This is a genomic window from Bradyrhizobium ontarionense (assembly GCF_021088345.1).
GTDB lineage: Bacteria > Pseudomonadota > Alphaproteobacteria > Rhizobiales > Xanthobacteraceae > Bradyrhizobium > Bradyrhizobium ontarionense.
The window spans coordinates 3,332,523-3,346,391 of the sequence record NZ_CP088156.1 but is presented as its reverse complement, the minus strand read 5'-3'; the positions used below and the strand labels follow the sequence as shown (position 1 = coordinate 3,346,391).

Genomic DNA, 13,869 nt, shown 5'->3' with positions numbered 1-13,869 from the left:
GCTTCGCTCGCAATGACGGATGTGGATGCGTAGGGTGGGCAAAGGCGCATGCAACGCTGCTGCGGCACTTGCGGGTGGATTGCGCGCCGTGCCCACCATCTCGGACAGCGGTGCGCGATCGCGGCGGGCACGCTTCCGCCGTCGCTCGTCGATGCACCGAGCCAGACGTCGCTTTGCCCACCCTACAGACTACTCGTGGAGCTGCATCATGCGTGTAATCAATGTCGCCGCCGCCCAGATGGGGCCGATCCAGCGCGCCGACAGCCGTGAGGCGGTCGTCACGCGCATGATCACGCTGATGGACGAGGCCAAGCGCAAGGGGGCCGACCTCATCGTCTATCCCGAGCTCGCGCTGACGACGTTCTTCCCGCGCTGGTACATGGAGGATCAGGCCGAGGTCGACAGCTGGTTCGAGCGGATGATGCCGAACGCGGCCGTGCAGCCGCTGTTCGATCGCGCCGCGCAGCATCAGATGGCGATGAACTTCGGCTACGCCGAGCTGACGCCGGACGGACACCACTACAACACCGCCATCCTCACCGATCGCAGCAGCAACATCGTCGGCAAGTACCGCAAGGTGCATCTGCCCGGCCATGAGGAGTTTGACCCGTTGCGCAGCCACCAGCACCTGGAGAAGCGCTATTTCGAGCCCGGCGATCTCGGCTTTCCGGTGTGGCGCAATCTCGGCGGCATCATCGGCATGGCGATCTGCAACGATCGGCGTTGGCCGGAGACCTATCGCGTGATGGGGCTGCAGGGCGTGGAGATGGTCGTGCTCGGCTACAACACGCCGTCAGTCAATTCGCAGAAGCAGGCCGAGGGAGTGGAGCAGCGGCTGTTCCACAATCGCCTCTCGGTGCAGGCCGGCGCCTATCAGAATTCCTGCTGGGTGGTGGCGGTGGCCAAGGCCGGCGTCGAGGACGGGCATCCGCTGTTCGGCGGCAGCCTGATCGTCAATCCCGATGGCGTGATCGTCGCCGAGGCGGTGACCGAGGGCGACGAGGTGCTGGTGGTCGCTTGCGACCTCGATGCCACCAGGTTCGGCAAGGAGACGATCTTCGATTTCGCCCGCCACCGCCGCATCGAGCATTACGGGCTGATCACCAGCCGCACGGGGGCGGTGCCGCCGGAGTGAGGCGGCGATTTGCTCGGCTGATGGAGCTAAGCAAAGAGCAGTTGTTGGACACCACCGCCGCTACAACAACGGTGTCGTCCCGGCGAACGCCGGGACCCATACCGCGGAATCTATCAAGGAACGTAGCTCACAGTTGCCTGCCTCACCGCGGCCGGTGGCTATGGGTCCCGGCTCAAGGCCGGGACGACAGCGGAGTGTGAGGCGGCCGGTCGGGCAGATCCGCGAGTTGCAGAGCGCGAGGCTCAGCGAACACTCCACTCACCCCGCAAACGCCACCGCCCCCAGCGCCATCGTCACCGCGGCCTGGGTCGGGTCGATGACGGGAATGCCGAGGGCGTCCTCCAAATTTTTCCGATGGCGCGCCATGCCGGCGCAGCCCATGACGATGGCGCTGGCGCCATCCTCGTCCTTCAACGCCCGGCCGACCGCGATCATCTTCGCGAGTGTGCCTTCGCCGGACGCCGTCTCCGCCACGGTCATATCGAGCGGCCGCTCGGCGGCGAGGCGATCCATCAGCCCCATTTGGCGGAGATAGCGGATGTGGCGCCGGATCGAGCGCTGCGCGATCGCGATCACGCCGAAACTGTCGGCGCGGGTGAGCGCGGTCAGCACGCCGCATTCGGCGATGCCGAGCACCGGCCGCGTCGTCGCCTCGCGGCAGACATGCAGGCCGGGGTCGCTGTAGCAGGCGATCACGAAGGCGCTCGACGCATTGTCGCCCTCGACGAAACGCCGCAGCGGCAGGGTGACGCTGTCGGCGTCCTTCTGGCTCTCGATGCCGAACGGTCCTTCTTGCAGAGTCTCGCAAACGATCTCCGGCCCGTCGGCGAACATCAGCGGCCTGAGCGCTGCCGCCAAGCCGTCGGTGACCACCTGGTTGGAGTTCGGATTGATCACGGTGATGCGCGGGCGGGACATGGGAGGGACCTGCTTCTTCGGTGTTGACGGCGCATGACAGGCAACCACTATGCCACGGATGACGCAATGGTGCTGATGATGCCATCATGCACCGGATGCGACGGCGCGCCGCAACGACGCGGTGTTCCCTATGGCAGAACTGATGAGGAGACCGCGATGACCGAGCCCGCCTATGACCTGATCGTCCGGGGAGGGCGCGTCGCTACCACCACCGACACGTTCGAGGCCGACGTCGCCATCTCGGGCGAGACCATCGCGGCGATCGGCCGCGGGCTTGGGCCGGCCAAGCGCGAGATCGATGCGCGCGGCAAGTTCGTGCTGCCCGGCGGCGTCGACAGCCATTGCCATATCGAGCAGCTCTCGGCGGCAGGCATCGTCAACGCCGACACGTTCGAGAGCGCCACGGCCTCGGCGGCGTTTGGCGGCACGACCAGCGTGATCTCCTTCGCCGCGCAGCATGTCGGTATGCAGCTGCCGCAGGTGGTCGAGGAATATCACGCGCTGGCGCGCAAGGGCGCCGTCATCGACTACGCGTTCCACATGATTGTCGCCGATCCGACCAGGGAGACCTTGGAGCGCGACCTGCCGGCGCTGATCCGGCAGGGCCACGGTTCGATCAAGATCTTCATGACCTATGACCGGCTCAAGATCGACGACGAGCCGCTGCTGGACCTTCTCGTCGCTGCGCGCGAGGGCGGCGCGATGCTGTGCGCCCATGCCGAGAACCACGGCATCATCTCCTGGATGGTGAAGCGGCTGCTGGCGCGCGGCTACACCGCGCCGAAATATCACGCCATCAGCCATGCGCGGTTCTCCGAGGCCGAGGCGTTCAACCGGCTGATCGGCATGGCGGCGCTGGTCGATCAGCCGATCATGATCTTCCACGTCTCGACGGCCGAGGGCGCCAAGGTGATCCGCGATGCGCGCGGGCAGGGGCTGAAGGTGTTTGCGGAAACCTGTCCGCAATATCTGTTCATGACGGCTGATGATCTCGACAAGCCGGGCATCGAGGGCGCGAAGTGGATGTGCAGCCCGCCACCGCGGCGCGCGCCCGACCAGGAGGCGCTGTGGCAGGCGCTGTCGCTCGGTGATCTGCAGACGATCTCCTCCGATCACGCGCCGTATCGGTTCGACGAGACCGGCAAGCTGCGCGCCGGCCCCAATCCCAACTTCAAGCAGGTCGCCAACGGCCTGCCGGGCCTGGAGCTGCGGCTGCCGCTGCTGTTCGACGCGATGGTGTCGAAGGGCCGGCTCGGCCTCAACAAGTTCGTTGAGCTCACCGCGACGGCGCCGGCCAGGATCTACAATCTGCATCCGAAGAAAGGCGCGATCGCGATCGGCGCCGATGCCGACATCGCGCTGTGGGATCCGGACAAGCGCGTCACGATCAGCGATGAGGCCATGCACGATCTCGTCGGCTACACGCCGTTCGCCGGCCGCAGCGTGCAGGGCTGGCCGGTGACCGTGCTGTCGCGCGGCCGTGTCATCGTCGATGGCGGCAAGTTGTCGGCGCAGCCGGGCTCCGGCCAGTTCCTCGCGCGCAGTGGCGGCGAGGCGGCAAAGCCCACCGGCCGCCTGGTGCCGGACATGGATCCGGAGCAGAACTTTGGCGCGAAGCTGCTCTAGGCGGAGCGTCTCACGATGCATGTCCTGATCTTCGGCGGCGCCGGCTTCGTCGGGCTCAACATCGCGCAGGGCCTGCTGGAGCGCGGGCACACCGTCACCATCTTCGACGCGGCCGCGCTGCCGAACGGGGCGCAGCGCGCCTTCGCTGTTTATGGTGATCGGCTGCGGGTGTTGCAGGGCGATGTGACTGACGCCAGCGCCGTGGCCGCCGCCGTTGCCGGCGGCTGCGATGCGGTCGTGCTCGGCGCTGCGATCACCGCGGGGCCCGAGCGCGATGCGGCCGAGCCTGAGCGAATCCTCGCGGTCAATCTGCTCGCGCAGGTGCCGATCCTGCAGGCGGCGCGCAACGCTGGCGTCCGCCGCGTGATCAACCTGTCCTCGGCGGCCTCGTATGGCGCCAGCGGCCAGCGCTACCAGGTGCTGGAGGAGACCACGCCGTGCGAGCCGGTGTCGCTCTATGCGATCACCAAGTTCGCCTCCGAGCGCGTCGCGGCGCGGCTGAGCGAGCTGTGGCAGACCGACGTGATCAGCGTCAGACTTTCGGCGGTGTTCGGCCCGTTCGAGCGCGGCGGAGCCGTGCGCGATACGCCATCGCCGCAGGCGCTGATCGCGGCCTGCTGCGCGCGCGGCGAACCCGCATTGTTGAACGAGCCGGGCGAGAAAGACTGGGTCTACGCAGTCGACGTCGCCGATGCGGTCTGCATGCTGCTTGAAGCCGAGAGGCCGCAGCATACGCTCTACAACATCTCCAACGAGGCGACGTTCACGGCCGAGGCCTGGGGCCGCGCCTTCGCGCAAGGACGCTCCGGCTTCGTCTGCCGGCCCGCGGAGCAGGGGGAGGCGCCGACCGTGCCGGTGTTCGCGCCGAACCGCGGCCGGCTGTCGACGTCGCGGCTCGCGGATGAATTCGGCTGGCGCGCGCGCTTCGACTGCGCGGCGTCAGCCGCGCATTTCGGCCGCTGGTTCGACGAGTATGGGAGAGACTGAGATGAGGCTCGCAGGCAAGGTCGCCGTCATCACGGGAGGCGGCTCCGGCATCGGGCGTGCCAGCGCCGTGATGTTCGCACGCGAAGGTGCGTTCCTCGCGCTGGTCGATCGCGACGCCGTGGGGGCCGAGGAGACGCTGGCGCTGGTGCGCAATGCGGGCGGTGACGGCAGCGTCCATGTTGGTGACGTCGGCGACGCCGCCTTCGCCAAAGCGACCATCGAGACCGTGGCCGCGGCGCGCGGCCGGCTCGACGTGCTGATGACAGCGGCCGGCTTCTCCTGCGGCGGCACGGTGATCACCACCGATCCTGCCGATTGGGACGCGGTGTTCCGCGCCAATGTCGGCGGCACCTGGCTGTGGGCCAAGGTCGCAGTGCCGATCATGCAAGTGCAGAAGGCGGGCTCGATCATCACCGTGGCCTCGCAGCTCGCCGTCGCCGGCGGCAAGGGCAACAGCGCCTATATCTCCGCGAAGGGCGCGATCATCAGCCTCACGCGCACCATGGCGGTCGACTTCGCCACCGACGGCATCCGCGTCAATGCGCTGGCGCCGGGCGCGATCGACACGCCGCTGCTGCGTCGGAGTTTTGCCCGTCACGCCGATCCCGAGCCGGTGCGCGACGCCTCGCGCCAGCGCCACGCCATGAAGCGCTTCGGCGAGGCCGATGAAGTTGCAGCTGCCGCGCTGTTCCTCGCCAGCGACGAGGCGTCGTTCACGACAGGCATCGTGCTGCCGGTCGATGGCGGGTGGCTCGCAGCGTAGTCGTGGTTATGAGTTCAGGTCCATCCGAGCGGGACGCGATTCTGTCTCATACCCGCTGGCTTTCGGCGCAGATATCAAGGCGCGCGGGGGGCCCCGCCTCGCCCCGCGTGCGGGGAGTCCCCCTCACCCCAACCCTCTCAGCGCGAGCGAAGCTGGTCGCGCCCCCGTACGAACGGGGAGAGGGAGCGCACCGTCGCTGCGGCGATGGCTCCGCAACTCACCGCTTCGTCGGTGCACCCTTCCGATCGCGTCCGCGCAAGATATCCGCCAGCGCAGCCGCATTGCGCGACAGCGGCTCGAAGCGCGGGGTCAGCAGATAGGCCCGCATCGGCGTCCTCGGCGCCAAGGGCCGTGCCACGAGGTCGGGCCAGGCGCGGCCGCGCAGCACGAATTCGTCGACGACGGCGAGGCCTGCGCCGGCGCGCACCATGGCGCAGGCATCGGGCGTGTAGCGCACGACCGTCGTTGGCTCCGGACCGCCGGCCAGGGCCTGCGTGACGATGTGACCGTACGGCGTCTGCGGGCCGAAGCCGACCAGCGGATAGGGTGTCATGTCCTTCGGACGCACGCTGCGCAGCTTGGCGAGCGGATGATCGGCCGGCATGATCACATGCAGTGCACCTTCCGCGATCGTCTCCACCGCGACCGTGGGCTCGTCGACCGGCAGCACGGTGATGCCGAGATCGGCGCGTGCGCTGCCGACGCGGCTGACGATTTCCAGCAGCGTCAGCGACTCGAACTCGACGCGCAAATCCGGGAAGCGGCTGCGCAGCCGCGCCAGTGCATCCGGCACCATGCCGTGTCCCGCGCTCGGGCTCGCCACGACCCGGATCGTGCCGGTGCCGCCGGCGCGCAACTCCTCGGCGAGATCGTTGATGCGCGCGACGCCACGGTGAATGTGCTCGACCTCGGCGAACAGGCGCTTGGCCTCCGGCGTCGGCTGCACCCGGCCGCTGATGCGCTCGAACAGCTTCAGCTTTAGTCCGTCCTCGGTGTAGGCGAGGAGCCGGCTGACCGCCGGCTGCGAGACCGAGAGAAGCCGCGCGGCGCCGCTGATCGAGCCTGATATCATGATGGCGCGGAACACCTCGATCTGGCGGAGATTGAGCGGCATGCGACCTCGTGCCTTGCTGCGGAAAGCACCCGAGCTTAAGCGGGGTGGCGATCCCATAACAAGCTGTTATGGGCGGCGGACAAATCGGTATGGTTGGCGCGCAGCTTGCTTTGCTAAGCTTCATGGGCCGGGTGATGATGACGATGGAGAGAGCGTGAGCGACAGCGAGCGTGTCGATCGCGAATGCGTGTATTTCGTCCGGTGGCCGGCATGAGCGACGGCCTTGCCGCGCTGACGGCCCAGGTTCGCAGCGATCTCGCCAGGATCGCCCATCCCGGCATGCCGTGGCTCACTCCGGTCGTCGGTCCCGATGGTGGTCCTGCGCTCGACGTGCTGATCGTCGGCGGCGGCCAGTCGGGCCTTGCGACGGCGTTCGGTCTGCTGCGCTCGCGCGTCAGCAACATTCTGGTACTCGACAAGGCCGAGGAAGGCTGCGAAGGGCCGTGGCTCAGTTACGCGCGCATGCCGACGTTGCGCAGCCCGAAAGACTTCACCGGACCCGATCTCGATATTCCGAGCCTGACCTATCAGGCGTGGCATGAGGCGAAGTTCGGCGTCGAGAGCTGGCGCGATCTTGATCTCATTCCGCGCGAATATTGGGCAGAGTATCTGTTGTGGTATCGCAAGGTGCTCGACCTGCCGGTGCGCAATGGATGTGAGGTCGTCGACATCGCGCCGGCTGCCGATGGCCTGCTGCGGGTGACGGTGCGCGGCAAGAACGGCGAGACGACGCTGCATGCGCGTAAGGTCGTGCTGGCAACGGGCCAGGAAGGGATGGGCGACTGGAGCATTCCAGCGTCACTGCGCCATCTGCCGCCCAAGCGCTGCGTGCATTCGGGCGCCGAGATCGACTTCGGCGCTTTGCAAGGCCGCCGCGTTGCCGTGATCGGCGCTGGAGCGTCGGCCTTCGACAATGCGGCGATGGCGTTGGAAGCGGGCGTCAGTGCGGTTCACCTGCTGTGTCGCCGCGCTGAGATCCAGCTGATCCAGCCCTATCGCTGGCTGACCTTCCGCGGCTTCCTCCGGCATTTCTCCGAGCTCGGCGATGCCTGGCGGTGGCGCTTCATGCGTGCCGTCCTCGAACTGCGCGAAGGCTTTCCGCAGCACACCTACGATCGCTGTGCTCGACATGCTGCGTTCCATCTGCACGAGGGCGCACCCGTCGTCGCCGCGCGCGAAACCGCTGACGGAGTCGTACTGCAGACAGCGAAAGGCGAGATGACCGTCGACTTCGTGATCAGCGCGACCGGCATCACCATGGATTTCGCGCAGCGTCCCGAGCTGCAGCGCTTCGCCGCCAACATCGCGCGCTGGTCCGACCGCTACACGCCGGATGAGAGCGAGCGCAACGAGCGGCTCGGCGCCTTTCCCTATCTCGCCGACGACTATGCGCTGTGCGAGCGCACGCGAGGCGAGACGCCGTGGATCGGCGACATCCACGTGTTCGCGATTGCGTCGACGATGAGCTTCGGCGCATCGGGTTCCTCGATCAACGCGATGACGACTGCGATCCCGAAGCTGGTGCATGGCCTGACGCGCGGATTATTCAAGGCCGATATCGACAAGCATTGGGCGGCCTTCCAGGCCTATGACGTGAAGCAGGCCACGGTGCGCCGCGACGCCGCAGGTGAGCGCGCGTGAGCACTCGATGGCACGAGCACGCGCGTTCCGCGCCGCGCCATCGACAACTCTCTCGTCATTTCGCGTGGCACGTGATTTGCTGCTGCGCAGGCGTCGCCGGTGACCGCTGGCAGGGAGTTTAGTCCCGGAATTTGAGACTACCGAAGGAACAGGGGCGATGAGTTTCAAGATGTCCAAACGTTCGTTGTTGGCGGCGACCGCATTGCTCGCGGTGTCGTTGGCGGCACCTTCGGCGCATGCGCAGAGCCGCGCCGAGACCCTGCGCTACGTCACCGGCGCCACCGTCAACACGCTCGATCCGAACATTCCGGGCTCGACGCGCGAAGCCTTCGCGCTGTCGATGTCGAGCTACGACCGTCTGGTGTCGTTCGGCCGCAAGCAGCTCAATGGTAAGTGGGTGTTTGATTTGGACACCATCACCGGCGAACTCGCCGAGTCGTTTCAGGTCAGTCCCGACGGGTTGAAGATCACCTTCAAGCTGCGGCCCGATGCCAAGTTCCAGGACGGCTCGCCGGTTACGGCCGAGGACGTCAAATGGTCGCTCGACCGCTGCGTCACCGCGCCGATCCTCGGCAAGGCGCAGCTGCTGACGGGCTCGCTGACCTCGGCCGATCAGTTCAAGGTGATCGATCCGCTGACGTTCGAGGTCACCTTGCCGAAGCCGGACAAGCTGGCGCTGCCGAATCTCGCCACCGTCTATCCGATCATCATCAACTCCAAGCTCGCCAAGTCGCACGCGACCGCCGACGATCCGTGGGCGCTGAACTGGACCAAGGAGAATGCCGCCGGCAGCGGCGCCTATAGCGTCGAGACCTTCAAGCCGGGCGAGCAGGTGATCGCCAAGCGCAACGACGCCTGGAACCGTGGTGCGCCGGACAAGCCGGCGGCGTTCAAGCGGCTGATCATCCAGTCGGTGCCGGAGCCGGCGACGCGCGCCAACCTTGTTGAACGTGGCGATGCCGATCTGGTCATCGACCTGCAGGCCAGCGACGTGCAGTCGCTGGAAGGCAAGGGCAAGCTGAAGGTGATCTCGACGCCGCAATACAATGCGGTGACCTTCATCTCGATGAACAACACGCTTCCACCGTTCGACAACGTCAATGTGCGCCGCGCCATCGCCTACGCGCTGCCCTATGACGACATGTTCAAGGCGGCGCTGTTCGGCCGCGGCGCGCCGCTCTATGGCGCCACCTGGGCCGACGGCAAGCCGCCGAGCGGCAGCTATCCGATCCCGCAGCCGATCAAGCTCGATCTCGACAAGGCCAAGGCCTATCTGAAGGAGGCCGGCATGCCCGACGGCTTCTCGACCACCTTCAGCTTCAATGTCGGCCAGGCTGCGACCGCGGAGCCGATGGCCGCGCTGGTCAAGGAACAGCTCGGCAAGATCGGCATCAAGGTCGACATCCAGAAGCTGCCCGACGCGCAGATGTCGACTGCGATCAACGAGAAGAAGCTGCCGTTCTTCATCGAAGGCATCGTCGCCTGGCTGCCCTCGACCGACTATTTCTATCGCAACTTCTACACCGGCAAGCAGCGCTGGAACTACTCCTCAACCGACAATGCCGAGCTGGAGAAGGTCGCCCAGGCGGCGCGCTTCGAGGCCGACAAGGCGAAATACGAGGAAGAAGGCAAGGAGCTCAACGCCATCCATTACGACCAGATGTTCCAGATCCCGATCTGGCAGGCGTCGCAGGATGCGGTGATGCAGCCGACGGTGGACGGCTATGTCTACCAGTTCACCCGGCAGGTCGACTATCGTAACCTCAGCCGCAAATAGGATCATCGCAAGGGATCAGGGTGATCCCGTGCCGCGGGTACGGTCTACCTCTCCCATCGGGGGAGGTCGGATCGCATCGTAAGATGCGATCCGGGTAAGGGGGACGGTGATGACTTTGAATGTGGTTCGCCCTCACCCGCGCCTGCGGCGCGACCCCTCCCCGGTGGGGAGAGGTGGACGTGAAGCGTGGCTGGCGTCGCGATTCACTCAAGACCTATTGGATTAGGACGGCAGGAGCATGGGCACGATCGGCGCAACCTTGCTGCGGGCGGGACGACGCTTCGTCTCGTCGCTCCCGGCGCTGTTCGGGGTGCTGGTCTTCACGTTCCTGCTGATGCGCGTGCTGCCGGGCGATCCTGCCGTGTTCTTTGCCTCCGGCCCCAATGCCGGCAAGGAGGAGATCGAGGTGATCCGCCGGCAGCTCGGACTCGACAAGCCGCTGCCGAACCAGCTCGCGATCTATCTCTACGACGTCGGCCGCGGCAATCTCGGCCGCTCGATGATGACGGGGCAGGCCGTCGCCAAGGATCTGAAGGAGCGGCTGCCGGCCTCGCTGGAGCTGACCTTGACCGCACTGCTGATCGCGCTGGTCTCGGCGGTGCCGCTCGGCGTGCTCGCCGCGCTCAGGCCGGGCTCGCTGGTCGATCACAGCGTGCGGCTGTTCTGTTCGCTCGGCGTCTGCGTGCCGACCTTCGTCTCTGGCCTGCTGCTGATCTACGTGTTCTACTATCTGCTCGGCTTCGCGCCGGATCCGACGGGGCGTATCGATATCTTCGCGACGCTGCCGCCACAGCGTACCGGCTTCCTGATCATCGATTTCCTGCTCGCCGGCGATCTCGAGGGATGGTGGGCGGCGGCGCGGCAATTGATGCTGCCGGCGCTGACGATGGCGCTGTTCGTGATCGCACCGCTGGCGCGCATCACCCGCGCCTCGATGCTGGTGTCGCTCGGCAGTGACTTTGTCCGCACCGCGCGCTCGGTCGGGCTGTCCTGGTGGCGCATCGTCGTGACCTACGCGCTGCGCAACGCGCTCCTTCCCGTGATCACCATCGCCGGCATCGTGTTCTCGACCATGCTGGGCGCCAATGTGCTGGTGGAGAAGGTGTTCTCCTGGCCCGGCGTCGCCTCCTACGCGCTCGACGCGCTACTGGTCTCCGACTACGCTCCGGTGCAGGGCTTCGTGCTGCTGATGGCAACGATCTTCGTGATCGTCAATCTCGTGGTCGATGTGCTCTACGGCATCGCCGATCCCAGGGCGACCGTCGCATGAGTGACTGGGCATGAGCACGATCGAGACCTCATCGACCCTGCGCCACACCGCCTTCGTGCTGCGCGGCAATCCGGTCACGGCGGTCGCAGCCGGCGGCGCGCTGCTGCTGGCGCTGATCGCGATCTTTGCGCCGTGGCTCGCGCCGTATGATCCGGTCGTCTCCGACGTGCCCCAGGCCTTGCTGCCGCCGAGCGCGGCGCACTGGGCCGGCACCGACCAGCTCGGCCGCGACGTCCTGAGCCGCCTGATCGTCGCGAGCCGGCTCGATCTCACGATCGCGGTGACCGCGGTTGCGGTGTCGTTCGCGCTCGGCTCGGTGATCGGCGCGCTGTGCGGCTATTCCGGCGGTCGGCTCGACAAGGCGGTCGGCCGCTTCGTCGATGTGCTGATGGCGTTTCCGCTGTTCGTGCTGGCGATGGCGATGGTCGCCGCGCTGGGCAACCGCGTCGAGAACATCGTGATCGCGACCGCGATCATCAATTTGCCGTTCTACATCCGCTTCGCCCGCGCGGAAGTGAACATCCGTCGCAACCTCGGCTGGGTCGAGGCCGCGCGCGCCTGCGGCGAAAGCCATGTCGCCGTGGTGCTGCGCTTCCTGCTGCCGAACGTGCTGCCGGCGATGGCGGTGCAGATGTCGCTCAATCTCGGCTGGGCCATCCTCAATGCCGCGGGCCTGTCGTTCATCGGCCTCGGTGTCAAGCCGCCGACCCCGGAATGGGGCATCATGGTCGCGGAAGGCGCTCGCTTCATCTCCACCGGGCGCTGGTGGCTGGTGGCGTTTCCGGGCCTCGCGCTGATGAGCGCCGTGCTCTGCTTCAACCTGCTTGGCGACGGGCTGCGCGACATCCTCGATCCGAGGATGCGAACGTGATGGCGCTCTTGACGATGACCGGTCGGGCGCATCCGAGGATGCGTACATGAGCGGACCGCTGCTTGAGGTCGATGATCTCAGAGTGACGTTCTCGACCCGCCGCGGCCCCGTCGAGGCCGTGCGCGGCGTCTCGCTGTCGCTCGAGCCCGGCGAGATGCTGGGCCTCGTGGGCGAGAGCGGCTCCGGCAAGTCGGTGACCGGCTTTGCCATCACCCACCTGCTCGACAACGCCGGCCGCATCACGGACGGTCGCATCCGCTTCAAGGGCCAGGACATCACCCGCGCCGGCAGCGCCGATCTGCGCAGCCTGCACGGCGCCGCGATGGCGATGATCTTCCAGAACCCGCGCGCCGCGCTCAATCCGATCCGGACCGTTGGCCAGCAGGTTGCCGACGCGATCCTCGCGCATCGCCGCATCTCGCGATCAGAGGCGCTGGACGAGGCCCTGAAGCTGCTGCGCGCCGTGCAGATCCGCGACCCCGAGCGGCGCATGAGCGCCTATCCACACGAATTGTCGGGCGGCATGTGCCAGCGGGTGATGATAGCGGTCGCGATCTCCTGCAACCCCTCGCTGCTCATCGCCGACGAGCCGACCACCGGCCTCGACGTCACCACGCAGAAGGTGGTGATGGACCTGTTGGCCCACATTGCCGCCGAGCGCGGCATGGCGACCATCCTGATCACCCACGATCTCGGTCTCGCTGCACGCTATTGCCGCCGCGTCGTGGTGATGGAGCAGGGCAGGCTGGTCGAGGAAGCCGAGCCGCTGACGCTGTTCCACCGACCGCAGCATCCCTACACCAAGCGGCTGGTCGCCGCGTCGCCGACCGCGACGTCGCGCATCGAGGACCTGGTGCCGGATGGCGAACCGATCCCGCTGGTCGAGGTCACCGAGCTGCCGCCGCCGCCGCACGGCACGCCGCTGCTGCTCGACGTCAAGACGATCGCCAAGCGTTTCGACGACGGCACGCTCGGCGTCGCCGATTTCTCGATGACGATGCGCGGCGGCGAGAGCGTCGGCCTCGTCGGCGAGAGCGGCTCGGGCAAGAGCACGACGTCGCGCATGATCTGCCGCCTGATCGATCCGAGCGAGGGCGAGATCCTGTTCGACGGCCAGGCGATCGGCCAGATTCCTGCGCGCGACTTCCACGCGAGCGAGCTGCGCAAGGACATCCAGATCGTCTTCCAGGATCCGAACGACAGCCTCAATCCGCGCTACACCGCGTTCGACTGCATCGCTCATCCCTTGCTCCGGCTGCTGAACATGCGCGCCGGCGACGCGCTGCGGCGGCGGGTCGAGGAATGTGCCGATCGCGTCGGGCTGCCGCGTGAGCTGCTACAGCGCTTTCCGCATCAGCTCTCCGGCGGCCAGAAGGCCCGTGTCGGCATCGCCCGCGCGATCGCCTGCCGGCCGCGGCTATTGGTGCTGGACGAGCCGACCGCGGCGCTCGACGTCTCCGTGCAGGCGGTGGTGCTGCAGCTTCTCAACCGGCTCAGGCGTGAGGACAATCTGGCCTTCCTGTTCGTGAGCCACGATCTCAATGTCGTGCGCATGATGTGCGACCGCACCATCGTGCTGCGCACCGGCGTCATCGTCGAACAGGGCGAGAGCCGCGCGCTGTTCGCCAACCCGCAGACCGAGTACACGCGCGAGCTGGTCGACGCCGTGCCGCATATCGCCCCGCCGGTGGCGCTGGCGCCGGCCTGAGCGGACCCATAACAATTGATTATGGACGGCGGACAACTTGGTATTGGGGCCGGCACATC

General features: G+C 66.9%; 11 protein-coding genes. 9 read left to right on the top strand and 2 right to left on the bottom strand.

The window, feature by feature from the left end; genetic code table 11:
- Window positions 1–208 precede the first annotated feature (208 nt).
- A complete protein-coding gene (locus tag LQG66_RS15115; protein ID WP_231327000.1) occupies window positions 209–1,135 on the top strand; it encodes an N-carbamoyl-D-amino-acid hydrolase in 927 nt (308 codons plus the stop codon).
- Window positions 1,136–1,393: 258 nt separating this feature from the next.
- Here LQG66_RS15115 and LQG66_RS15110 read toward each other — a convergent pair whose 3' ends face one another.
- A complete protein-coding gene (locus tag LQG66_RS15110; protein ID WP_231326999.1) occupies window positions 1,394–2,053 on the bottom strand; it encodes an aspartate/glutamate racemase family protein in 660 nt (219 codons plus the stop codon).
- A gap of 156 nt (window positions 2,054–2,209) precedes the next feature.
- Between LQG66_RS15110 and hydA the strand changes: the two genes are divergently transcribed.
- Genes hydA through LQG66_RS15095 form a run of 3 tightly spaced genes read left to right on the top strand, consistent with a single transcriptional unit; the run spans window position 2,210 to window position 5,429 of the window.
- Window positions 2,210–3,679, top strand: a complete 1,470-nt coding sequence (gene hydA / locus LQG66_RS15105) for a dihydropyrimidinase (protein ID WP_231326998.1) — start codon at window positions 2,210–2,212, stop codon at window positions 3,677–3,679.
- 15 nt (window positions 3,680–3,694) lie between these two features.
- The gene (locus tag LQG66_RS15100; protein WP_231326997.1) at window positions 3,695–4,666 is read left to right on the top strand and encodes an NAD-dependent epimerase/dehydratase family protein; all 972 of its coding nucleotides are present in this window, start codon (window positions 3,695–3,697) and stop codon (window positions 4,664–4,666) included.
- Window position 4,667: 1 nt separating this feature from the next.
- Window positions 4,668–5,429, top strand: a complete 762-nt coding sequence (locus LQG66_RS15095) for an SDR family oxidoreductase (protein WP_231326996.1) — start codon at window positions 4,668–4,670, stop codon at window positions 5,427–5,429.
- 217 nt (window positions 5,430–5,646) lie between these two features.
- On the opposite strand, the gene LQG66_RS15090 is transcribed toward LQG66_RS15095, so the two are convergent.
- Window positions 5,647–6,543 (bottom strand): LysR substrate-binding domain-containing protein, encoded by an 897-nt coding sequence (locus LQG66_RS15090; protein WP_231326995.1) that lies wholly within the window; start codon window positions 6,541–6,543, stop codon window positions 5,647–5,649.
- A gap of 210 nt (window positions 6,544–6,753) precedes the next feature.
- On the opposite strand from LQG66_RS15090, the gene LQG66_RS15085 reads away from it, so the two are divergent.
- From LQG66_RS15085 to nikE, 5 genes are all read left to right on the top strand, one after another.
- Window positions 6,754–8,184: an NAD(P)-binding domain-containing protein gene (locus tag LQG66_RS15085; RefSeq protein WP_231327795.1), complete on the top strand. Its 1,431-nt coding sequence runs from the start codon at window positions 6,754–6,756 to the stop codon at window positions 8,182–8,184.
- Between the two features lie 157 nt (window positions 8,185–8,341).
- On the top strand, window positions 8,342–9,961 hold the full coding sequence (locus LQG66_RS15080; protein ID WP_231326994.1) for an ABC transporter substrate-binding protein: 1,620 nt from the start codon (window positions 8,342–8,344) through the stop codon (window positions 9,959–9,961).
- Window positions 9,962–10,199: 238 nt separating this feature from the next.
- The gene (locus LQG66_RS15075; protein WP_231326993.1) at window positions 10,200–11,231 is read left to right on the top strand and encodes an ABC transporter permease; all 1,032 of its coding nucleotides are present in this window, start codon (window positions 10,200–10,202) and stop codon (window positions 11,229–11,231) included.
- A gap of 10 nt (window positions 11,232–11,241) precedes the next feature.
- Window positions 11,242–12,102 (top strand): ABC transporter permease, encoded by an 861-nt coding sequence (locus LQG66_RS15070; RefSeq protein WP_231326992.1) that lies wholly within the window; start codon window positions 11,242–11,244, stop codon window positions 12,100–12,102.
- A gap of 46 nt (window positions 12,103–12,148) precedes the next feature.
- Entirely contained in the window at window positions 12,149–13,810 is a 1,662-nt protein-coding gene (gene nikE, locus LQG66_RS15065; RefSeq protein ID WP_231326991.1) for a nickel ABC transporter ATP-binding protein NikE, read from the top strand.
- Window positions 13,811–13,869 lie beyond the last annotated feature (59 nt).